General features: G+C 43.3%; 20 protein-coding genes and 1 pseudogene. 3 read left to right on the top strand and 18 right to left on the bottom strand.

All coding sequences use genetic code 11. The features are described from left to right. Positions 1-5 precede the first annotated feature (5 nt). The 7 genes from ACZQK9_RS01450 to ACZQK9_RS01420 form a co-directional block, all read right to left on the bottom strand. Positions 6-3,563, bottom strand: coding sequence for a DUF6079 family protein (locus tag ACZQK9_RS01450; protein ID WP_216506831.1), 3,558 nt, complete (start codon positions 3,561-3,563; stop codon positions 6-8). A gap of 10 nt (positions 3,564-3,573) precedes the next feature. Beyond that, positions 3,574-4,449, bottom strand: a complete 876-nt coding sequence (locus tag ACZQK9_RS01445; RefSeq protein ID WP_216506834.1) for a DUF4007 family protein — start codon at positions 4,447-4,449, stop codon at positions 3,574-3,576. Positions 4,450-4,863: 414 nt separating this feature from the next. Further along, positions 4,864-5,457 carry a class I SAM-dependent methyltransferase gene (locus tag ACZQK9_RS01440; RefSeq protein WP_216506836.1) on the bottom strand — a complete coding sequence of 198 codons (594 nt, stop codon included), beginning with the start codon at positions 5,455-5,457 and terminating at the stop codon, positions 4,864-4,866. A gap of 144 nt (positions 5,458-5,601) precedes the next feature. Further along, complete coding sequence (locus ACZQK9_RS01435) at positions 5,602-6,123, bottom strand: SprT-like domain-containing protein (RefSeq protein ID WP_195540769.1); 522 nt, start codon at positions 6,121-6,123, stop codon at positions 5,602-5,604. Between the two features lie 77 nt (positions 6,124-6,200). After that, positions 6,201-6,704: a hypothetical protein gene (locus ACZQK9_RS01430; protein ID WP_483269387.1), complete on the bottom strand. Its 504-nt coding sequence runs from the start codon at positions 6,702-6,704 to the stop codon at positions 6,201-6,203. A gap of 142 nt (positions 6,705-6,846) precedes the next feature. Further along, complete coding sequence (locus ACZQK9_RS01425; RefSeq protein WP_117780679.1) at positions 6,847-7,257, bottom strand: peptide deformylase; 411 nt, start codon at positions 7,255-7,257, stop codon at positions 6,847-6,849. A 53-nt stretch (positions 7,258-7,310) separates the two neighbouring features. Further along, positions 7,311-8,351: a helix-turn-helix transcriptional regulator gene (locus ACZQK9_RS01420; protein WP_483269386.1), complete on the bottom strand. Its 1,041-nt coding sequence runs from the start codon at positions 8,349-8,351 to the stop codon at positions 7,311-7,313. A gap of 380 nt (positions 8,352-8,731) precedes the next feature. Between ACZQK9_RS01420 and ACZQK9_RS01415 the strand changes: the two genes are divergently transcribed. Then, entirely contained in the window at positions 8,732-10,060 is a 1,329-nt protein-coding gene (locus ACZQK9_RS01415; RefSeq protein WP_483269385.1) for an MATE family efflux transporter, read from the top strand. A 73-nt stretch (positions 10,061-10,133) separates the two neighbouring features. Here ACZQK9_RS01415 and ACZQK9_RS01410 read toward each other — a convergent pair whose 3' ends face one another. The 4 genes from ACZQK9_RS01410 to ACZQK9_RS01395 form a co-directional block, all read right to left on the bottom strand. Continuing rightward, positions 10,134-10,595, bottom strand: coding sequence for an NUDIX hydrolase (locus tag ACZQK9_RS01410; RefSeq protein WP_483269384.1), 462 nt, complete (start codon positions 10,593-10,595; stop codon positions 10,134-10,136). 74 nt (positions 10,596-10,669) lie between these two features. After that, positions 10,670-11,821 carry a MalY/PatB family protein gene (locus ACZQK9_RS01405; RefSeq protein ID WP_483269517.1) on the bottom strand — a complete coding sequence of 384 codons (1,152 nt, stop codon included), beginning with the start codon at positions 11,819-11,821 and terminating at the stop codon, positions 10,670-10,672. A 96-nt stretch (positions 11,822-11,917) separates the two neighbouring features. Next, on the bottom strand, positions 11,918-12,790 hold the full coding sequence (locus tag ACZQK9_RS01400; protein ID WP_483269383.1) for a DUF3737 family protein: 873 nt from the start codon (positions 12,788-12,790) through the stop codon (positions 11,918-11,920). A 75-nt stretch (positions 12,791-12,865) separates the two neighbouring features. Then, positions 12,866-13,804, bottom strand: a complete 939-nt coding sequence (locus ACZQK9_RS01395; protein WP_483269382.1) for a DMT family transporter — start codon at positions 13,802-13,804, stop codon at positions 12,866-12,868. A 158-nt stretch (positions 13,805-13,962) separates the two neighbouring features. Here ACZQK9_RS01395 and ACZQK9_RS01390 point away from each other — a divergent pair, with 158 nt between their 5' ends. Then, on the top strand, positions 13,963-15,198 hold the full coding sequence (locus tag ACZQK9_RS01390; protein WP_483269381.1) for a tRNA(Met) cytidine acetate ligase: 1,236 nt from the start codon (positions 13,963-13,965) through the stop codon (positions 15,196-15,198). Positions 15,199-15,297: 99 nt separating this feature from the next. Next, on the top strand, positions 15,298-16,266 hold the full coding sequence (locus ACZQK9_RS01385) for a hypothetical protein (RefSeq protein ID WP_483269380.1): 969 nt from the start codon (positions 15,298-15,300) through the stop codon (positions 16,264-16,266). On the opposite strand, the gene ACZQK9_RS01380 is transcribed toward ACZQK9_RS01385, so the two are convergent. From ACZQK9_RS01380 to ACZQK9_RS01350, 7 genes and pseudogenes are all read right to left on the bottom strand, one after another. After that, positions 16,255-17,028, bottom strand: a complete 774-nt coding sequence (locus ACZQK9_RS01380) for a F0F1 ATP synthase subunit B family protein (RefSeq protein WP_483269379.1) — start codon at positions 17,026-17,028, stop codon at positions 16,255-16,257. The two genes, ACZQK9_RS01385 and ACZQK9_RS01380, sit on opposite strands and share 12 nt — an antisense overlap. Before the next feature lie 13 nt (positions 17,029-17,041). Continuing rightward, positions 17,042-17,539, bottom strand: a complete 498-nt coding sequence (gene coaD / locus ACZQK9_RS01375) for a pantetheine-phosphate adenylyltransferase (RefSeq protein ID WP_483269378.1) — start codon at positions 17,537-17,539, stop codon at positions 17,042-17,044. Continuing rightward, positions 17,536-18,111: pseudogene (gene rsmD, locus ACZQK9_RS01370) on the bottom strand (16S rRNA (guanine(966)-N(2))-methyltransferase RsmD); the annotation flags it as partial. The gene coaD and the pseudogene rsmD, both read right to left, overlap by 4 nt. Before the next feature lie 41 nt (positions 18,112-18,152). After that, the gene (locus ACZQK9_RS01365) at positions 18,153-19,718 is read right to left on the bottom strand and encodes a cellulase family glycosylhydrolase (protein ID WP_483269377.1); all 1,566 of its coding nucleotides are present in this window, start codon (positions 19,716-19,718) and stop codon (positions 18,153-18,155) included. Between the two features lie 29 nt (positions 19,719-19,747). Next, positions 19,748-20,227: a hypothetical protein gene (locus ACZQK9_RS01360; protein ID WP_483269376.1), complete on the bottom strand. Its 480-nt coding sequence runs from the start codon at positions 20,225-20,227 to the stop codon at positions 19,748-19,750. Between the two features lie 144 nt (positions 20,228-20,371). Continuing rightward, positions 20,372-22,384, bottom strand: coding sequence for an ATP-dependent DNA helicase RecG (gene recG / locus ACZQK9_RS01355; protein WP_483269375.1), 2,013 nt, complete (start codon positions 22,382-22,384; stop codon positions 20,372-20,374). Positions 22,385-22,548: 164 nt separating this feature from the next. Further along, positions 22,549-24,228 carry a DAK2 domain-containing protein gene (locus ACZQK9_RS01350; protein WP_483269374.1) on the bottom strand — a complete coding sequence of 560 codons (1,680 nt, stop codon included), beginning with the start codon at positions 24,226-24,228 and terminating at the stop codon, positions 22,549-22,551. Between the last annotated feature and the right edge of the window lie 11 nt (positions 24,229-24,239).

The raw sequence follows: 24,239 nt of genomic DNA, 5'->3' as shown, positions 1-24,239 counted from the left end.
CACTCCTAGTTAATAATTTCCCTTAAAACTTGTGCCACAACAGATATTTTTTCCTCATAACTTATAGAGCCACCAAAGTTTCCCAAAGTGTTCTTCATCTTGTTCAGCATCATCTGACCTACTGATGACAATTCGCCTTGTGAAAACTGTGAAATAACAGGATTGCCATCCGCAGACTCAATAGTGATTTTCATTTCACCTTCTTGTAGTCCTTCTGTCGGATCATATTCATGCAATCTATTTACCGTATCCTTTAGGATTTCTTCAAAATCATTTATTTTGTCATCTGACCAATAACTAAGTTCAAATCCTGTTACAGTTTTTGCCAATTCATTTATAAACTCTTCTTCTGTATAATCACATACTTCAGCCACGAGGTCAAGAACACCATTTGTCGTATAATCAAACGCTCTCTGACTCTTCTCTTCCCAGCTCTCCACGTATAGTATGTGTAGTGCTGTAATCAAATCCTCATTTTCATCCACACTAAACACTTGCTTAACTACCCTAAGCGCTCTCACATACTGCTTTTCACGTACAGCCTCCAATTCATTCTTAATATTAGAAATCTGAATTACCAGTTCCTGAAGATTTCCGTTCATGGAAGGTAATGTATCAAAGAAGAAACTGTTGTAATCTTTATAAGATAAATTCATTATTTTTCTATATACTTTAGCAATATCCGAAACATATACCTCTGTTGTACGTGCACTTTTAGAAATAGAAGCATAATGAGCGTTCATTGCCTTGAACAGTTCTTCTAATCTATTTAATCTATCTCCATCCGGAAGATACTTACTAAACAATTTTTCTAACGATTCAATATACTCTGTTTCTTCCTCATTCCAATTACATATAAAAAGTGTATAATTCTCTGGCTCTTCTAATGCTTTGACAAGTTCATCAACGGTATAAGAATGTTCATTTCCATGGAAATATATTGAAACATTCTGATATCTCCTAAGCGCATATGCAACAAGTACTGGAATATATCCATCTCTTAAGCCAAATGGTTCATCCTTAAGCATTTTATATAACTCTCTCAATGGCATTCTTGTACTTTCTGCTTCATGAAGTTTATTGTAAATTGCCTCCATTACTGGCTCGCCAGAAATGATTCCATCCTCAAATCTGTTAAGATCTTTAGCTTCAACTTTATACTCCTGATTTTCTATTTTTTCATTTTCAATAATACCATTTTTAGAAAGAGTGGCTCTTATAATATTGAACTCAGGCGAAAGATAACCGCATCCTGCATATACATCTTCTTGCCCCATAATGCATTCCATTGCCTTTCTTCTTGCCTGTTTAATTGCTCCAGAAAGTACATTTTTATTTAGCAAATCATTATTAACAATCAGGGTACGGCAAAAAACATTTTCCATAATTTCAGAAAGAACATTTGAAAGTTCCTTTTCTGTAGAAACATCTTGTACAATGCCATTAAGTATTACAAACGTTCCCTGAAACTTCAAAAAACGCCATTTTCTTATTAACTCTGATACTATTGCCTCCTGTTCGTTAAGATATAAAGAAAGTTCCTTCACAACCGTTGGATCATCTTTTGCAAGTTCTTCCTTCTTTGAATAATAATACTGAACTGCTATATACCTTTTAACCTCTGCCTCAAGAATCTTTGATTTTCCATTTACAATAAGTAATGTTCTTCCTGGCACGCCATCAATTTGTTTATATTCTTCCTCATCCGCCTGAGAATCAAGCACAAATATAATCACACCATCATAATACTTAGGTAACTTATTCTGAAAAGATTTTCTAACAAGATCAGATTTCTGTGCAAATGCTGGAACAAAAACTCGATTCATACGAAATCGCTCATTATATCTGTATGGATATAATGCAAAGTCTGCAAACTTCTCATTAAGAATACTAATAACCATCTCGTCACTGATACCAGCAACCTTCTCCTCAATCATTGCTTCTAAATCAAAAATACTGCTATCAAAGAAATCATAATAACCATACTGACGCATGAATTTAATAATCTTCTTCTTCTCTAGTTCGCTTATTGCCAATCGAACATCCTTAGGATTACCATCAACAACACTCACTAGCGTTTCTGCATCAGCAATCAGGGAGTCGGTATCAGATATGATATTTATGGCAGCTATTGCCTTTAAAATTTTTGTCTGATACCCAGCATCATCTAATCCAAGCTTGCTTAATGCATATTGTAATTTCTTATATATATCGTATGATTCATCTGTTTTGAATGCTTTAATATTTATTTCAAAGTAATCATATATTGCATCAAGACCAATAAAGTGAAACTCATTCAAATCATACTTCTTTAATTGCGAGAACAAAGAATTATCCTCATCACCTGCCAAATATGTAAAGAAAGTTCTCTCATTTTGTGCAACCTTCTTAGATAACCTATCAAGTGCAAATAATGTGATTGGATGAAGGGGATAACCGTTTTCAAAAGGATTTTCTCCTTCTGATTCAGGTGGCAACATAAAACCCTTAAAGTCCCATGCCTGATCATATAAATCATTTAACTCTTTATCAAACTTTTCCCTAAAGCTATTCCACCGAGTTGTTTTTGGAATAATATGTCCAATCAATGATAAACATTGATCATATTTCACATTTACAGAAGTCGGTTTGAATCTTCCTTCAACCTTTTTCCATTCATCACTAATGCTTTTCCTCATTGATGATGTATATAATGATAGTATTTTATGTGATACTAAAATCACATGATTATCATAGTTTGAATGATCACAATACTCTGCTAAATCCTGTACAGTTTTAACCTTTAATGTCTCACCATAGTCTTCAACATATCTTCCAAACTCATCAAAAATAATGACAATTCCTCTGAATTTATCCTTAATTGCCTCATTTGCAGCATTCAAATTATCAATTAGATTACCTGCAGTGCTATTAAACATCGCGCCATACGTCATACCTGTATAAATAGCATTAAAAACGTTCTCATATAGTTCATTATACGTTGATAACCCATTTTTCAGTTCTTTAACCTTAATATTTTGCTTGATACATTCCTCTTCTAGTCTTACCGAGGACTCCTCTCCGTCCATCCATTTTTTCAAAAGCAAAAGTGCTTCATCATAATATCCTTTAAAACATACAGAAATACCATTTTTCTCCAGTTCTTTCTTTAACGAAAAAGTAATGCACTTTCCAAAATCATCATAATCCGCATATACAGGAACAATAAGATAAGGTTTCTCTTCCTTAGTAAATTTACGAATATCTGACGCTAATTCCATATCATAGTTAGAAATCAGTTGTGTGAAAGACTTAAATCCTTTACTTCCTACATTTATATGACTGAGCACAGCGCTCATTACCGTAAGTAAATGTGATTTTCCAGTACCATAGGAACCATATAAAATTCGTGAATGTGTATCAGAATTTCCTCTAATAATACCGCCTAAGTATTCTCTAATAATCTCTGTCGTTGTAAGATTTGGTACAAAATCTGCTAAACGCTCTTCTGCACGCAAATCAAGACAAATATTAACAGAATACTTATATTGTTTTTTCTTTATAATTAACTTTGTGTAATTCATTTATTAGCCTCTATTCCTCATAATATTCATCCAATAGTTGTTCATAATGAATATCTGCAAATTCTATGTGTCTATTGCCGAAATTATTATTCAAAGTGAGCAACTGTTTATTCTCGGCCTCCATAAGCATTTCAATCAATTTTGAATATCTGATACCAAAGTACTTACCCACCTGCTTTTTATCTTCCATCAACTTATCAATGCTAATCTGACCACATGTTGAACTTTCTTCCAAATTATCCATGGCAATAGCATAAATCAAAATTAACAAAGGAATATCTGCTTTAGCCAAAGAGCACATTTCATATTTTTTCTCATTATTAACCCGAAGTAAATGCAATGGTGCAAGCATTGGATATGCATCTTCATCAGCTACAGTTTTTATATCAATTTTTTTTTCACTAATATATGTGTTTTTAAAACAATTGAACTCTTTATCTACCGCTGCCTTCTTAATTGCCATTCCATTTACTGCAAAATATGAATGTAATCCATTAACAAATTCTTCTTTAGTAAATGACTGTTTTCCAAATTCATTGAACGCCCAATACCAAGCTGTTGCATTTTTTTCATTTCTAGCTAGATTTCTATGAAGCAATAATAAAGATCCTTTTTTCTGGAAATAATGGTCATTCTTATCAATCAATCTATATATATATGTTTTTTCTTCACAAACTCCTGTTTGAACTTTTTTTTCACAAGTTAACCCGGTAGCATCAGCCCAATACCTAAGAGCTTTTACCATTATCTTACCAAGTCCAATGTTATCTATTGCTTTCATTTCGTTTGCAGGCGTGAAAATCATTTGATCAAAATTGACCGCCTGAATTATTTTTGTTCCCCAGCCTCTTCTTAAATAGAAACTTCCATGTTTATTAACAACCATTCTTCTAGCTACCTTTCTTCCCCATTGTCAAATTCAATCCATAATTATTGATAGCATATATTTGCAACATCTATTAATACATATATCATGTTCTAAAATATTATCAATTATAAAACAACTAATTTTATTATATTATCCGCTTTGCCATCAATTAAAAATCAGGTTACAGCATAGACCTATCACTGTACACAATCCTAGCATCTTACCTTATATTTTTCAAGATTTCAGATGCAATTGTCTAATTATGCATATGAAATAATTTTTCACCATTTTGTTTTCTTATTACCTTTAGCATTGCAATGAACTAAGTTAATCGTTCCTTACTTATAAATAGCAACTGAAAATAGAGATGCATCCTTGCATCTCTATCACAAGTCATAACGTCCGTTATATAATCATAGTCTACATTGTTATTTAATTCTTCCGCATAATTAAATTCAGCCATTTCTCTTCATTTCTCCCTTGTCTGACGTCCCCTGTAATCCAAACTTCTTCTATCTGTATCTCTGTAATATCTGCAACGAAATCGCGGAATGTATCTTCCGTAAAGTCCGTGAAATACCGTCCATTTCGTTCCCCTTCGAAATCCCCATACTTAAAGGAAGTATAGATAACACCCTGTTCTTTTAACGCATCTGCCATCTTCATCAAGACAGCTTTCAATTCCTGTTTCGGAAGATGCAGAATCGATGAACACGCCCATATGCCATCGTATTTTTCTGTTTCCTTAAGCTCTTGGAACATCATCCACTTTACAGGTATTCCAGCATAATCACTCGCAATCCTACATAGCTCTTCGGAACCATCGGTTGCCTCTACATGCATACCGTGTTCCAGAAAATATTTTGTATCTCTTCCAGACCCACAACCAAAGTCAAGTACAAGGCTTCCTTTGTCCAGTAACTTCAGGAATCTGTCCTGCGTTTCGTGGAAATCTACAGATACGGTTCCCGACGCGAAGCTTTGTGCATTTTGATTGTAATAATCAAGTGTTGTTGAGCTGTTCATTTACCTATATTTCTCTTCCTTTTTTACCGATACTTAATGTATTTATTATAGTTGATTTTCCTTGTAGGTGCAACGGTATTTCCTCACCAATCCCCTTCATCGCCATCCAATCCAACTTCTCCTCTTAAGCCAACCGGGCAAAATTTATTGCATATATTTCACTTTATGAAATGCCCGCTTCCTTCCGCATATCCCGCATGTATAATTGCGGTAATACTTCGTGAATTCGCACTGTTTTTTTCTTTTTATAATCTGTCCACAATTCTCGCATACAAAACAATATTTATAATCAAGTCTTTTAGAGGCGGTGTAATTTTCCACGCCCTTCTCCTCGCCGGAGGTGGTTCGCTTTATGTGATATCCATATTTCTTATTCATGATATTCGCATATACGAGCCACAATCCGGTATGCCCCTTACAGCCCTTGCAGGTATGTAGGATCTCGTGGATCATAGTTTCCTTGCATGCTTGTTCGGATATACGTTCATCCTCGATCAGCCTGGCCGCAATCTGTATAATGCATGTTCCATCCGGATTTTTCGTGCACATTCCCCATCTTGTTTTTGCACGACGGTTTATAACCCATGAGACAATATTTCCAGGCTCGATACCTGCGCCAAGAACTTCATCTATACATACTTTCTGCAGCATCTCAAAATTCTTCATATATACATCCTTTATTTCGTCGTTACACCATCTTTTGCGTTTCCGTTCCTGATATAAGAAATTCCCGGATATTTCCCTTACCAGTCCCCTTCGTCTCCATCCTCGATATCTTCCTCGATGGCATCATCCACGCCGGTTGCATAATCATCATCCCGGTCATACTGGTCCTGATCATAATCGCCATCCATGTAGACATCATCGTAGCCGCTATCGTAAGAATCATGCGAATGGCTACTGTTATACTTGCTGTTCGAACTGCTTGGCTTGTAACTGCCAGACGATGAACCGGAATTCGAACTGCTGCCCGAACTATTTGATGTGGAACCGCTTCCTGTCGTACTGCTTGTTGTAGAATGACTGTGCGAGCTGCTTGTTCCATATGCAGCCTTTCTGCGCTTTCCGGGTGTGTTGTGCTGATAGCAGTAACCGCCCTCCGTCGATACCGTGTTATCGCATCCTGCAAATGCACATTTCGGATCTTCTTTTTCGGTCAAAGATACGAAGAATCCGATTATTGCGAACACTATGATAACTCCAAGTATTGCATAACCTACTGATTTCTGATTATTATTTCCGCCCATAATGATAACCTCCGAGAATCTTACGACTCCATGCTTCTTATTTCCGTTTCTTTGTATCTCCATCTTACGCAAAGCAACTGTCATAAATAAGTACTTGCATTATGAACATTCAAATATTATCTTCTCTTTTTGTAACATAAAGTTATATCACAACCCCGTTGCAATGATCCACTTCATGCTGGATAATCTGCGCCACCCAGCCGGAATATTTCCCATGCTGCTTCTTGAAATGCTGGTCGAGGTAATCGACTTCTATCTCCTGATATCTCGTACATGGGCGTGTCCCGTCGAGCGACAGACATCCCTCTTCCACCTGATACGCGCCTGTTTTCTTTGTGATAACCGGATTCACCATCGCGAATTGGAACGGTCCGCTTGCCACGACGATGATATTCTTCTTTACGCCGATCATATTGGCCGCCATGCCGACGCAATGATCCAGATTCGCCCGGAGTGTATCAAGCAAATCTGTTATAACTTGTTTATCTGCTTCCGTTGCATCCACCGACTTCTGTGCCAGGAACAGTGGATCCCGCATAATTTTTTTTACCATATTTATCCTTTCAGTTCTATTACACATACAAAATTATTAGTCCCATCCCTCTCTTACAGATACATTTCCTGCAGCCGCTTAATCTCTGATTTCATCATATCTACCGTGCGCTCGGGAGCCACGATCTTCACTCCCGGAATTGCCATGATCCAGCTAAGGAACAATTTACTGACGGAGACCCGTACCCGGACTGTGAAATGCTCTGCGTCGGTCTTCATGAGCGGAATATCAGTTCCGAAACGGTCAATGATCACATTTGCGGCATGATTCTCACACAGAAGCGTTACTGTTTCCAGATTGCCATCGAACATGCCGAAAAGCCTGTTCGTGTACTCCGACATCTGCATTTTCGAGAATTCCTCTTTTCCTTCCCGCTCTTCATAGACCACGGATACATCTGCCATCTTATCGACACGGAAATGTTTGATCTTGTATTCTCTGTTGTCATATCCTACCAGATAGTATTTCTCGTCATCCCAGCACAGTGCCCACGGACTGACACTATAGTAAGCCCCGCCATGCTTCAATTCCATCTTCTTATCTGCCGTCCATGTGAAATATTGGAATTTAATCTGGCTCTCCTCATTTAACGCCTCGTGAATCTTATCCACGCTGTAATAGATGCGTTCGTTCATCGTCTTCACGCGTCCATTTACATTGACCTGACGTGCCAACTTCTTCGCCTCGTATTTGCTTGCGTAGCTCTCAAGCTTCGCGATCAGCTCGTCGGATTTCTTCTCTGTGATGAATCTGGAGGACTGCACCGCATCTACAAGAAGTTTCAGCTCGACAAGCTGGAATTGCCGGCTTGCAACCTTATAATGGTAGGTCTTGCCATATTGCATGCCTATGATATCCAGACCAAACGTGCGCAGATTCTCGATATCGCTGTACAGGCTCTTCCGCTCTGCTGTGACATTGTATGCTTTCAGTTTCTCAACGATTTCGTTCAGTGTCAGGTCATGATCTTCGTCTGTCTCTTCGAGCATAATCTTCATCAGATACATGATTTTTAGTTTCTGGTTGAGTCTTGGTCCCCGGACAATCTTCTTTTTTTCCTGATTTTCTGTTTTCTGTTCTGATGTGTTATCCATCGTGTTATCCCCTTCTTATAGTATAATCTATGACTCTTCCAAGCCGTTACCTGCATCAGCTTTGTGTTTATCTTATTTTACACTAAAATAGCAAAAAGTGATAGCTAGGAATTCAGATCAGCTTCTATCTCTCCCCACTTGACAAATATCCTCCCACCCACTAGAATACAGAAAGTGTCCGGAATTTCCCCGGACACGCAATCACATACCAAAACCCTTTACGGGAGTGGATTTTTTAAGAGAATTCTTTTTTCGCCACACAGTATATTTGCTGTGTGGCTTTTTTATGCAAGACAATTCTTCTTGTTCTGCCTGACAGACGGGTTTGCCCTGCCCACAGACAGGATGATATACACAATGATTACACAGGAGTGAAAAATATGAACCAGAATTTTATGAAAGAAAAACCGATTTTACCATTGGTTATCTCGATGTCTCTGCCGATGGTTATTTCCATGGCAATCAATTCCCTATACAACATCGTCGACAGCTATTTTGTGGCGAAGATCAGCGAGGATGCCATGACTGCAATCTCGCTTGTATATCCACTGCAGAATCTGATGACTGCGATTGCGGTTGGATTCGGTATCGCGATGAATGCAAGAATTGCATTTTGCCTTGGTGCGAAGGATCAGGAGAAAGCGGACGAGGCAGCGGTCACAGGCATGTTCTTAAGTGTGATTCACGGAATCATACTGATGGTTGCCGGTATGGCTGGTATGCCGCATTTTCTGAGACTATATACGAAGGATGAAGCAATCATCGAGATGGGACTTACCTACGCCAACCGCGTATTCGTGTTCTCAGTCATCATTATGCTCGGAATCTCGCTGGAGAAGATCTTCCAGTCGGTCGGCAGAATGAAGGTTTCCATGCTCAGTATGATGTGCGGTTTTATCTCCAACATCGTACTCGATCCGCTGATGATCTTCGGCATCGGCTCATTTCCGAAGATGGGCATGGCGGGAGCCGCTTACGCAACCGGAATCGGACAGACGATCACATTACTTGTCTATGTGCTATTCTGCATCTTCCGTCCGTTGCCGCTGTCCTTCAAGCGTAAGAACCTGTCGTTTAACAAGGCATTGCTTGGGAATCTGTATGCTGTCGGCATTCCGGCTTCGCTGAACATGGCGCTGCCATCACTCATGATCTCCTGTCTGAACGGTATCCTGACGGCATTTTCGGAGAAATATGTCCTCGTGCTTGGTGCCTATTATAAGCTGCAGACATTTATTTACCTGTCTGCAAATGGAATTATCCAGGGTATCCGCCCGATCATCAGCTTCAACTACGGTGCCGGCGAGAAGAAACGTGTCCGGCAGATCTTCCGGACTACACTCTGTCTTACCGCCGGTGTGATGGCGGTCGGTGTGCTGCTCTCCCTGCTCATACCGGGACAGATGATCGGACTTTTCACCGACAATGAGACGACGGTTGAGATCGGTGTCAAGGCACTCACGATCATATGCATCGGATTTATCATCTCGGCAGTTTCGGTCACCTGTTGCGGTGCGCTCGAAGCCCTGCAAAAGGGAATGGCGTCCCTGCTGATTTCGTTGTCGCGTTATGCCGTTGTCATGATACCTGCTGCCTTTGTTTTAAGCCGCGTCCTCGGTGCCAATGGAGTCTTCTGGGCATTCCCGGTCACAGAGACCATCTCCGCGGTTGCTGCATATGTGATTTACAGGAAGAACTCTCGTATCTGAAAATTTGCATAACTAACAAATGCACCGTAAATGTGAAATCTGCTTACATTTACGGTGCATTTTTGTATTCATTCTAATAAAATTGTAACCGGTGTTCCACGAGTGTATCGCCCACATACACAAGCCGCAATGTGAAAAATCTTGGATCATCTGACAGGATCTGCTTCAGGAATATGGCGTCTCCGCTCCAGGTCGGAAGCTCCGGCACCTGTGTTTTGTCCACCCAGACCAGATCCCCCTCATTGCAGGTGATCAGCTCTCCGGTAAATACGTCTGCCGTGAACAGGCACATCAGCTCCGGCTCACACTCGTTGCTGATAAATGTAATCAGCCCACGGAACCGGTACGACGTAAGTGTCAGCCCTGTCTCTTCCTTCACTTCGCGAAGCAGACATTCTTCCGGTCCTTCGCCCTCCTCGGCATGTCCGCCGACACCGATCCATTTGTCTTTGTTGATATCTTTCTTTTTCTTCGTACGATGCAGCATGAGGTATTTCCCATCCTGCTCGATATAACATAACGTTGTCATTCGCATAGTGATTCCACCATTTCTTTCAGCCATATACAGTCTTTATATTTGTTCATCTGCAGTAATTCGGAATTTCCGAACTACTCCACCCCGCGTTTTAACCGCTCCATACCGTCTTTTAACAACGCTCTTGGGCAGGCGATATTGAGTCGCAGGAATCGGTCTCCATCCCCGGAGAATCCACTTCCGGCAGACAGGAACAATCCCGTCTTCTTGCGGATGCGGTGTGCGATTTCGCGCGAACTTCCCGGAAGATCCTTGCAGTAGATCCATAACAGGTAGGTTGCCTCCGAAGGAAGAATCTCCAATTCCGGTATCTGTTCCTTCACATACTGAACTGCATATTGCTTGTTCTCGTAGATATAGGCACGGAGCGCATCTAGCCAGTCTGCGCCCTTGGTAAATGCCGCGATTGCCGCGTCAACCGCAAATGCATTCGGCTCTGCGACTTCATCAGTGTTGATTCCACGCCATACCTTATGACGAATCACCGGATTCGGTACAGAGATGGCTGCTGTCTGCAAGCCTGCGAGATTGAATGTCTTCGTCGGAGCAATACAAGTAATACTGTTGTCCCGACAGACATCGGACACCGATGCAAACGGAATATATCCACGTCCCGGATCGGTCAGATCACAGTGAATCTCATCTGAAAGCACGATTACATGATGCTTCGCGCACAAAGCACCAATTCGTTCCAGTGTTGCTTTGTCCCAGATCTTTCCAATCGGATTGTGTGGATTACATAAAATCATCAACGTCGTCTGCGGATCTGCGAGTTTCTTTTCCAAGTCTTCAAAATCAATATGATATGCATTTCCGTCAAATACAAGCGGACTTTCCAACACCTGTCTGCCATTATTCAGAATCGAGTTAAAGAATATATTATACACTGGTGTCTGCACCAGTACCTTTTCGGCTGGTGTTGTCAGCTTCCGCACAATCGACGAAATTGCCGGTATAACACCGGTACAAAACATCAGCCAGTCCTTCTCCATTGTGAAATCATGGCGGATCTTCCACCAGTCGATATACGCCTGATACCATGCATCCGGAATCTCTGTATAGCCGAAACAACCATGCTGCGCACGCTTGCTGATTGCTTCCATAATTGCAGGCGCTGTCTCGAAATCCATATCCGCTACCCACATCGGAAGCTCGCCTTCTGCCACGTTCCATTTCATGGAATTCGTATTGGAACGATCAACTATTTTATCAAAATCATATGCCATAATATCTTCTCCATCTGCAATATTCATATCATTTGTCACCTCGCGATAAAAGGATAACCTACGCACACATCAACGTGCTTCGTTATAACCGCAACTTTACTTCGAAGCATGGTTCTTCTTCTCTTTGATCTCTTTACAGATAATCTCTGTATCCGCAGGGTTCACCCGCTCCGGCTCCATGATGAGCGTTCCGATGGAATCTGCCCGTATCACACCGGACGTCGGATTGATCACGCTGTCGATACCGCCCTGTATCTCCACATCGACGGTCGAATACTCAAACGCAAGCGTTGTATTGACGAGCTTGCAGTTCTTCATCACAAGATTCTCAATATAACACATGCCCTGCAGGCTCTCGATCGTACAGTTAATCAGTGTCAGATTCTTCGAATTCCAGCCCAGATATTCGCCGGAAATCACCGAATCATAGACAGTCACATTCTCACTGTTCCAGAATGCATCCTTCGAGAGCAGCTTCGCATTGTGGATCTCCACATTTTTTGCTCCATCGAACGAATAATTTCCCGCAAGCTGGAAGTCCTGAATCTTCATATTCTCGCAGTCCATCGCGAAATAATCGCCCTTTGCCATCACGTGATCGAGTGTCACATCTGTGCAATGCCACAATGTCTCTAAAGCATTTGGAAGGGCAACCTCTTTGAGCGTCAGTCTGCGACAGCGCCGGAAATTCTTCGGTGCCTCGATCAGCGCGCGCTCAACCGTCATATCATCGGTGTACCAGACACCGGCACGCGCCATTTCCGCCCATGTGCCGTCTTTCACCGCAATATTCTTACTGTACCAGAGCGGATATTTCCACTGGAAAATGCTCCCTTCCAACGAAATATCACGGCTCTCCTTAAGCGGGGATTCTCCTTCCCCGAAAATCGTATCTTGAATGGACAGATGCTCCGCACCAAACAATGGGCGTTCGCCCTCGAAATATGTCTGTCTGATCTGCTTTTCCATCTTGTTTCATCTCCTGTATCAATAATTGTTCTCTTACGTTATACCACCTACACCTACCTTTAGGTCAAGAGCAAATTAACAATTCTCATTTCTTTTATTGACAATATAGATTCCCACACAGACAAGCGCAAGTGAAATTATGCTCAGCACCCCAAACGCCTGCTCCCGCTCATCCAGCAGCCATGCCGATAAGATCACGCCGAACACCGGATTCATGAATCCGAACACCGCCACCTTCGATACCGGATTGTATTTTAAGAGCAGTCCCCACAGGGAATAGGCAACAGCGGACACAAACGCCAGATACACAAGAATTCCGATGGCGGATGCCGATATTGCGCCCATCCGTCCGCCAAGCAGCAGACCAAACAGCATTAAAATGATGCCACCTGCGATGAACTGATAGCCGGAAAGCATCACCGGATTGTGCTTTGCAGAATACCGTTTCAGGAACACGGATGAAAATGCATAGGCAATCGTCGATAACAGGATAAAGCCCTCTCCATTTGCCTGCATATGGAAGTCTACGCCATTTAAGTTAATCAGCACTACACCCGCAAATCCGATCAGACAGCCGATCATCTGTCTGGCATGGATCGTCTCCTGCCGGAACAGACATCCCGATACGAGGATTGCGACAAACACATTGACTGCCTCTATGATCGACGCCTTCACACCGCTTGTATGTGCCAGTCCGATATAGAAGAACATATACTGTGCGACTGTCTGCAGAAGCGACAACCACAGAATCTTCCCTGCTGCGCCCTGCTCCGGTTTCAGAAACCGCCGCTCAAGCATACTTCCGAGCACGATTGCCAGTATGCCCGCAAGCAAAAAACGCATACCCGCAAATAAAATCTGCGATGCCGTATCCAGAAAATTGATCTCCCACAGCTTATATCCGATCTTGATACACGGAAATGCACTTCCCCACAGGAAGCAACAAAGCATGGCGCCAAGCCATACTACAACCGGTTTCTGCATCCATTCTGTTTTTTCTTGTTCGTTCCTCATCGTCTATTCTCCATTTTATACCTGCTTATCAATGTCTTATATTTTCAACGATTCCATATTATATATCATTGTTAAACAAATGCCAACCAAAATAAGTTTCCACCAAATCCAAGCCGGCAAGCCTTGATGAATCCTGACCGGATTGGTATAATAACGATATGAGTAACGTAGCAGTCATCGCAGAATTTCATCCATACCACAACGGACATCACTATCTCTTCGAGGAAGCGATGTCTCTTTCGCATGCCGACCACGCGGTCGCGCTGATGAGCGGAAATTTCTTGCAGCGTGGCAGTATCGCCCTGTGGAACAAATACACACGCGCGGAAATGGCGGTTGCGGATGGATTTGACCTGTGCTTAGAGCTTCCGTTTGTATATGCGACGGGAAGTGCCGGAGATTTTGCGGATGGTGCTGTCGCAATCTTAAAGAACCTTCAGGCGATTAACTATCTGGCGTTTGGCGTCGAACAGGCAGAACCGGAAGTGTTTGAACAGGTTGCAGAGGTTCTGACGAAAGAACCGAAGAACTATCAGCTTGCCTTAAAGCAGGCTTTAAAAACCGGAGTCTCCTACCCGAAAGCGAGACAGACAGCAATCGCTGCGATCTGCGGAGATTCGGCAGCAGATCTTCTTAAGACACCGAACAATACGCTCGCACTCTCCTATCTGTGTGCGATCCGGAAGCTGCAGGCGGATATCAAACCGATCTTTATCAAACGAATCGCGAACGACTACCATGATACCGATCTGCAGGCGCAGATCAGCTCGGCAACTGCCATCCGGTCAGCCCTTGCCACTGGATCGGACGTTTCGGTACTTGCCGCACAGGTACCAACGACAACCTATTCGCGTATGGAAGCTCCGACACACACCTATCTGTCGGATGCGATGCTGACACCTTTCATACAGGCTTGCAGACTTCGGGTACCGGAGCTGTCAGATATCTGTGATATCTCCCCGGCACTTGCGAATAAACTACAGCATGCCCCATATCCAATCGACTATGAAACACTTGTTGAACAATTAAAAACGAAGGATATCACAAGGAGCCGCATTGCCCGGGCACTCCTGCATCTGCTGCTTAGCTATACTGAGTCTGACCGGCAGAAGTTTATCGGATCCGGTTATGCATATTATGCCAATATCCTGGCTCTGAAGAAGGATTCCAGCGGGCTTATCCGTCAGTTACACGAGGCATCTGAAATTCCGGTCATCACGAAGAAAGCAGATTTTGACTCCGTGCTTTCTGCCTACCCTGCCACTCTCGCCGGACCCGCACGTACCATGTGGCAGTATGATCTGCGTGCGACAGAGCTTTACAACTGCATCTACTATAATCATTACGGTGTCTCACTTCCGAACGATTATACAAGAAAACTCCCCGTTCTATAATGCCGCTGTATGACATTTCACACATATTTCCTTCCTGTTTAGTTCTATGTGATATTTCGTGTTCATACATTTAATTATGGAAGTTTAGGGAGTTTTTCTATGCTTTTTTGTCTGATTATTTTTCTTCTGACACTGATTTTGAAAAATCAGGTCATAGTCACCGGGGCACGTGCCGGACTTATGCTCTGGTTTCACGATGTTTTACCCCTGCTTCTTCCTTTTATGCTCTTATCAAACCTCTTCGTCCTCAAAATCCGCACCAAAAAAACAGGCGCCGCCTATGCGATTCCTGTCTTATTCCTGCTTGGACTTCTATGTGGCTATCCGCTCGGTGCGAAGATGGCTTCCGACTTCACGAAGGAGGGCTATATCAAGCCATCCACCGCTACCATATTGCTCCCACTGTGCAATAATATCAGCCCGATGTTTCTGTCTGGCTATATCGGTCACATTGTATTAAAGGATCAGTTTCCATTCTGGTTCCTGCTTGCGGTTCTCTATGTGCCATATGTGCTTGTCACATGTATCGCTTTCGTCCTTTTCCGTGCATCTGGGAAACATAAACCTACATGTTCATCATCCAATATACATACCTTACATCATACTGCATCGAAAGAAGTTGCTGTTACCGGTCACTCATCAACCCCGTCCAGGCATACATCCAAATATTCAAAGGAAACTATATCACAACAAGCCATACCCACGCAGACAAACGATCTGTTATTACAATCCGTCATCCAAATTACCTATGTCGGTTTATACATCATGATCTGTTCCATCCTGTTTGCGCTTGTCTGTGCCATCCCGCATCTGCCTTCCAATGTGTCGTCCGTCTTATGCGGCATACTCGAAATCACCCAGGGAAGCACGGTACTTGCTGCAAGCACATTTTTACCCGAAATCAAAACAGCCCTAATCCTTGCGTGTACCTCGTTTGGCGGCATCTCTGCCTTTCTCCAAACAATCCAGGTCACGAAGCAATCCGGGCTGTCCATGATTTATTATTTCGTTATCAAATGTATCTGTGGATGTATGACTGATTTTGCCATGTATCTCTTATTCATCTAAGAAATCATCGAAATCATCGTCATCGTCGTCCGCGTCACGCTCGCCATATACGTCAACATCATCCTCGTCCTCATCTGGCTCTTCCTCATCTTCTGCAACTTCTTCCTGATAGCTTGGAGCTGGCTGTGGTGCCGGAGCTGGAGCCGGCTCATTTGAGAATGCACTGTCAAGATCATCCGTCTCTTCATAAGACATGTTCGAAGAAGCTGTAAACATATTGATGTTTGTATCCATCTCTGTCATATTTGTCTCGATCACATAGGTATCGTTCTCCAGGGACTCGATCAGTACACGGTAATTCTCTTTCTCCATATCATGAATCTTCTGGAAGATATCACGCATCTCTGTAAGCTTATCCTTTGTATAATACATTGCACCCAGACGGATTTCATTTGCTTCCTCAGAAGCCTGATCTACGATCTGCTGAGCCTGATTTCTGGCATTCTCCAGAATCTCCTCTGCACGAATATTGGCAAGTCGTGTAATCTCATTTTGCTCGATCATACGATTTGCTTCATTGACTGACTCTGTAATAATTGCATCGGAACGTGTTCTTGCATCGGCAAGGATCATCTCCTTGTTACGCATAATCTTCTTACAACGCTCAATCTCTCCCGGAAGCTTTAACTCTAATTCGTCCAGCATAGAGAGAAGCTCTGGCTTCTGTACTGAAATCTTTGTCTGTGACAATGGCATTGGCTTACAGTTTTCAATATATACTTTGATCTCCTCGATCATACTTTCAACGCCTTTTTTACCCATCTTAAGAATCCTCCTATGACCTCTTTATATCCAATTCATTCATTCGCTCGATTAATTTGGGAATAATGCACGCGGGAACAAATTCAGTCAGGTCAACACCATACCTTGCATATTCCTTTACCACGCTCGAACTCAGGTAAGAGTACTGCGTGCTTGTCGATAAAAACACAGTATCGACATCCTTGGCAACCATACGGTTGCTCTGTGCCATCTGCATCTCCAAATCAAAATCTGTCAGGGCACGAAGTCCCCGGATGATCACATTCGTATGCTTCTGACGGACAAAATCCACCAGCAAGCCGTCAAACGATTCTACTGTCACGTTATCAATCTCGGAAACTACATCTTTCAACATATTAACACGTTCTTTCAAAGAAAACAATGGTTTTTTCGATGTATTATTCAAAACTCCGACAATTACATGATCGAATATCGCCGCAGATCTGCGAATGATATCCAAATGTCCAAGCGTAACCGGATCAAAGCTGCCCGGATAAACTGCTATACTCATACATTCTCCTTCTGCATTAAAAAGACATGCTTATTCGTCTTATAATGCTTATCCTTTGTTATTTCAAATCCAAGTGCATCTACATAAGAGAAATCCTCATCCAATGCAGCTTCTACCACAATCAGTGTGTCCACCGTAAACTTCTTTTGGGAAAGCACCTCCAATACTCTGCGCTCTAATCCTTTGCTGTATGGAGGATCCATAAAGATCACATCATAATCAATCTCCGGCAAAGATGATACAAAGCTTACCGCATCGAATTTCCGCACCTGTGCTTTGTCTGCGAGCTTTGTGAATTTCAGATTATCCTCGATACATGCGGCTGCATTTTTTGCCTGTTCCACAAAGGTACAGCTCTCTGCACCACGGGATAATGCCTCAATACCAATCCCACCGCTTCCGGCAAATAAATCTAAGAATTTTGCCTGCGGAACATATCCGGTCAGCATATTAAATAATGTCTCTTTGATTCGGTCTGTCGTCGGCCGCGTCTCCAGACCTTCTACTGTTTTTAACGGCAGACTTCGCGCCGTACCAGCTATTACACGCATATTTTTCTTTCCTTTTACAAATTATTTTAGAATACCTGGACTATATGCCATGTTCATCCTGATCAGTTTTCTCCATGCATCTGCTTCTTGAGCCATTTTCCTGTCTCAGAATAGTCATCATCCGTCCAGCCGGACGTTTTCGTACAGGAAGAATCAATCAACGAAGACGTCTCCGCCTTGTTCGATAAATTCCATGCTGCATAGGACAGATTATCAGCATCAATCAGATCGAACCATTTTGCCGCCTGATCATAATCAATTGCTCCATTTCCGGATGCATCGCAGATGGAAAACTCACTGACAAAGATCGGCAAACCTTTGGAAAGTGCCGTTGTCACTTTGTTCCGGATGTTATCCGTATGCGTTGCCGCATAGAAGTGAACTGCATACATGATATTGTCATATCCGGTAATTGGATCTTCTGCCGCAATGTCCACATCCTGCGACCATGTCGGTGTTCCCACGATAATCAGTGCATCCTTGGAATTCTTGCGAATGATTGGAATCACCTCTTCCGCATAGGACTTTACATCTGCCCAGGTTGTTCCACCGTTTGGCTCATTACAGATCTCATAGATTACATTATCATAATTTTTGTACAGGGCAGACATTTCCTCAAAGAATGCCTTTGCCTCTTCCTTATAGGTCTGCGGATTCTGGTCTCCTAATACATGCCAGTCAATAATGACATACATGCCAAGGTTCGTCGCCGCATCCACACCGGTTTTCACCAGTTCCTTTAACTGCTGTTTATCACCACCGGTACAATATCCGTTATTTTCGCCGGAATACATCGCAATACGGATCAGATTGGCACCCATATCGTCACGCAGGCTTTCGAACGCATCCTGATTCACATAATCCGGGAACCAGGCGATACCATGTGTGCTGACACCCTTTAACTGATATTTGTCTCCATTTTTATCTACAATATCCGTGCCCTTCAGCGTAAGCTTGCCGTGATTTTCAACTGGTGTTCCACTCTCCGGCTCTGTCTTTTTCTTGGGCTTCGTCTCTTCCTTTGCCTCAGTTACTTCTGTCGTCGATGTATCGCTGTTTCCTTTATATTCTTTTCCATCTACATAGAGCACTGCACTATCACAGATTGCCTTCAAATCCGCCTGCGATGGCACTGTCACAATCGCACCGATATCTTTAAGACTTCCTTTTGCCGGAACCTCTGCATTGTAGTCCACGCTTGTCACAGACAATGTCGTTCCATCCAGCTTGAATGTTCCATTCCAGGAGCTGTCCACCGTCGTCTTATCCGGTACTGTCATCTTGATCTCCCAATTTTTGAGTGCATTTCCTGTCTTATTCGTGATTGTCGAATCCAGCTGTCCGCTGTATCCATTCGCACCTTCCCATGAATTGCTGTTTGTCACCCTGACGAAACAATCCTGTACTACCTCTTTCTCCGTCGTTGCCGCTTCTGTCATCAGCGCTTCCGTCGCATCCGATGCCGTTTCCGGTACTGCCTCTGTCTCCGTCTGTATTGTCTCCCCGGAGGTTACCTTCTCGACATCATCCTTCGGCTTTCTGCGCACCAATACAACAATCAATACGGCAATCACTGCTACCAGCACAGCAATCACTGCAATCCATACCTTGTTATTGTTTTTCTTCATTTTACCTGTTTCCTTCCCCTGCAACCCTCTTATTTTGTACGTTTTTCCTGTATCCAGATATATAACCGGTGCAGGTCAACCTCATCGTATGCCTGACCTCTGGCACGCTCCGACTCAATCTGATATTTCTTCTTATTTGTCTTGATCACAAGCAGATACGCGAGATTCGTCTTGCTTGTCTGTCCAAGCGTGATTGGTTTGATATCCACACTTTTGATATCATCCATTGCAATCTCGATATGACGTTTCTTATCATGATACGTCAGTGTTCCATCCTCAATTGCCGCAATCCCTTCGCCTTCGAACCGCTCCCATTTGTCGCTTAATACGAGCACAAATACAATAATACACAGAAGCAATGCCGCAACGCTTACCATATTCGAGACAAGCGCTGCTTCGATAAGCTTCGAACATATGGTAGATACCAGTCCAAATACTACAATACATCCTACCAAAGTGAAGAAGATGGCTCTTCTCCAACGTGTAATATACCCTACTTTTACTTTCATGTCATTCCTCTTATCTTATTTAATCAAACACGTGCCTATTATATGCTTTTTTGCCCTGTTCGGCAACCGTTTTCTAAGCAATATCAGCGTTTTTGCGTGTTTTTGCATAATTTTGCATTCATAACAGCATCTACATCCGGATTTCTACAGCACAGTCTCAGAGATTCCACCACGGTTTCTGCGGACCGGCTGTATCGTCTTACCATATTCTTTCAGTATATCCTGTGCAAGCTGCAACATATCCGCATGATTATAGATATCCGCAAGCTCAAACAATGCATCGCCACTCTGCCGGATTCCGAAGAAATCACCCGGGCCGCGTAACTTCAGATCTTCGCTCGCGATAAAGAATCCATCATTGGAATTCTCCAATACGCGCAGACGTTCCATCGACTCCTCCGATTCCTTTCCATTGATAAAGATACAATATGACTGCTTCTTTCCTCGTCCGACTCTGCCCCGCAGCTGGTGCAGCTGTGCCAGACCGAACCGCTCTGCATTTTCCACCATCATGACGGTTGCGTTCGGGTTATTGACACCGACCTCGATAACCGTTGTCGATACAAGCACGTCAATCTCCCCATCGGAAAACCGTTTCATAATCTCATTTTTCTCTTCTGCCCGCATCTGCCCGTGCAGCATCTCAATCCGCGTGCCGGCAGGCAGGTTCGCCCGCATCGTATCCACATATTCCGTGACATTCGTCACATCAAGCGTCTCGCTTTCTTCCACCATCGGACAGACAACATAGACCTGACTGTGCTCGGCGATCTGCCCGGCGATAAACTGATACGCTGTCTGCCGGTAATTCGTGCCAACCACACAGTTTTTAATTGGCTTTCTGCCCTTCGGAAGCTCTTTGATAATCGAGATATCCATATCTGCATATAAAATGATAGCTAACGTTCGTGGAATCGGTGTTGCAGACATGACAAGTGTATGCACGCCATAGCCCTTGTCCGATAATTTCTTTCGCTGGTTCACACCGAAGCGATGCTGTTCATCCGTCACAACCAATGCCAGATCTTTGAATTCCACCTTATCTTCCAGCAGCGCGTGTGTACCGATCACAATATCAACTCCACCCTGCTTTATCGCTTCATAGATTCTTCGTTTCTCCTTTAATGGTGTCGAACCGACGAGACACGCCGTACAGATATCATACTTCGCAAACTGCTCTGACAGTTCCTCGTAATGTTGTCTCGCAAGCACCTCGGTCGGTGCCATGAGCGCCCCCTGATACCCTGCCTTTGCACAGGCAAGCAGCGATGCCGCAGCAACGACCGTCTTTCCCGAACCGACATCCCCCTGGATCAGCCGGTTCATCACACCATCTCCTCCCATATCAGCGAGGATATCCTCGATTGCCTGCTGCTGTCCTTTCGTAAGCGAAAATGGAAGCTCTGATATGTAATCCGCGACTGCCTTTCCCTGCACGATCTTATGCAGATTCTCCTGCAGCTGCGTCGTCTTCTTCATGGATGCCATGTCATAGAGGAACTGATAAAACTCATCAAAGGCAAGCCTGCGGATCGCATTTTTCAAGACTTCCTGATTCATCGGGAAATGAATGTTCTCATACGCTTCTGATAGTTCCATCAGACTATGCTCTGTCCGCACTTTCTCCGGCACATAATCTTCCATCTGGCAGATCAGCTCGCGTGTTGCCATGATGGCTTTCTGAAAGGTTTTATTCGAAAGCCCACTCGTAAGCGGATAGACCGGCTGCATCTCCTGCTGCATTCCGGTATACACCGGAAGCTTATAATATTCTGCCTGCTCCATAACACGCATGCCATTTTTTACTTTGACTGTTCCAACGAAAATATATGAATCACCCTTGTGGAACACATTTCTTAAAAATGGCTGGTTGAACCATGTCATATGCATCGTCATATCGCCGTCACTGACCGTCAGGATCGTAAGCTTTAAGCTCCGCACCTGTTTAACCGTCACATAGGAGGTGATCATCGCCCGGATCGCGTGTCGTTCTCCAACCGCCGCATCCCGAATGTATACCGGCTCCTCGTAGCTTAGATAATTACGCGGATACGTATGAAGCAGATCATCGATTGTGAAGATTCCAAGCCGTGCAAAGCTTTCCGTCGTTTTCTCTCCAATGCCTTTAATTGTCTTTATACTGTCTTCTTTTCTCATACTTTTCTTTCAATCTTCTATTTGTTTTTGCTCAAATAACTATATTCATTATAACGAAACTGCAAATATATTTCTACTCTTCCCATAGAAAAATCCTGACAAAACACGCTCGTTCTGTCAGGATTTATCCCCGGAATTGCAATCCGGCAATTCCCTTTATTCGTTTATTCCAATGACAAAATATAATAATAGATTGGCTGTCCGCCTGCATGGGTTTCTACTTCAAAGTCCGGATATGCAGCCTGTACAGCTTCTACCAGTGCATCTGCTTTTTCCTCCTCGACATCACTTCCGTAATAGATGCTCAGAAGCTCAGAATCCTCATCTGCCATCGCACCGATCAGATCCTTCACAACCTCTGTGATGTTCTGTCCGACCGCCTGGATACCAACATCATCAATACCCATATAATCGCCGGTTTTGATCTCCTTGCCATCGATCGACGTATCACGCACTGCATAGGTAACCTGTCCACTCTTCACTGCGGTAATTGCATCCTCCATGCCAGCCTGATTTGCCTCTGCGTTTGCTGACTCATCAAAGGAGATAAGCGCACTGATTCCCTGCGGAATCGTCTTCGTCGGAATGACAATAACCTTCTTCTCTTCTTCAATCTCTGCTGCCTGATTGGCTGCTAAGATAATATTCTTATTGTTTGGGAATACAAATACGGTTTCTGCATTTACCTTAGAGATTGCATCTAAGACATCCTCCGTACTTGGATTCATTGTCTGTCCACCTTCGATGATATGATCCACGCCGAGATCCCGGAAGATATCATTTAAGCCTTCTCCAACAGACACTGCAACAAAACCAAACGGCTTCTTCGGCTCATCCTTCTTTGCTTCCTTCGCAGCTTCCTGCTCGGCAGCCTTCTTGCGATCCTGCTCGTGGATGACCTTTTCTTTATGCTCCTCACGCATATTGTCGACCTTCATGCTTGTAAGGGAACCATACTCCAGACCTTTTTCAAAGGCAAGTCCCGGATGGTTCGTATGCACGTGTACCTTCACGATCTCATCATCGGATACAACAACAAGCGAATCACCGATCGAGGTTAAGAACTCCTTGAACTTCGCTTCCGTCTCTGCATTGTATTCCTTCTCAAGCATAATGATAAACTCTGTGCAGTAACCATATTTGATATGGGATGTATCAATCTCTTCGGAAGACATCGTCTGCGCCTTTGCCACACCGCCGGATGTTGCCGGCTTGCTAATCTCTGCTTTTCCTGTCAGACCATTGTAAGCGCCAGTCAGAAACTCCATCAGTCCCTGTCCACCGGAATCAACGACACCTGCTTCTTTCAGAACCGGAAGCAGCTCTGGCGTCTGCTTTAATACCTCATTACCATGATCGAGAATCTCCTGTCCCAGTGTCTCGAAATCCATATCCATCTCAGAAAGCTCCACAGCCTTCTCTGCAACGCCCTTTGCCACAGTCAGGATTGTACCTTCCTTCGGCTTCATAACTGCCTTATATGCCGTCTCTACGGCACGTACGAAACCATCTGCAAGTACCGATACTGTAATCTGCTTCTTTCCCTTGATTTCCTTGCAGAAACCTCGCAGAAGCTGCGATAAGATAACGCCGGAATTTCCTCTTGCGCCACGCAGGGATCCGCTTGAAATTGTCTTGGATAGCTCATCCATAGACGGATTCTCAAGTGCACTTACCTCTCTGGCAGCCGCCATGATCGTAAGCGACATATTGGAGCCTGTATCGCCATCCGGTACCGGGAATACATTCAATTCATTGATATAGTCTTTATTTTTCTCTAAGTTGTATGCTCCAGCAATAAATGCTTTCTGTAACAACTGGGCATCAATTACCTTTGTAGCCACTTTGTCTGTCC

The sequence above is a fragment of the Wujia sp. genome (genome assembly GCF_056872695.1).
This window is presented reverse-complemented; position numbering and strand designations above follow the sequence as displayed.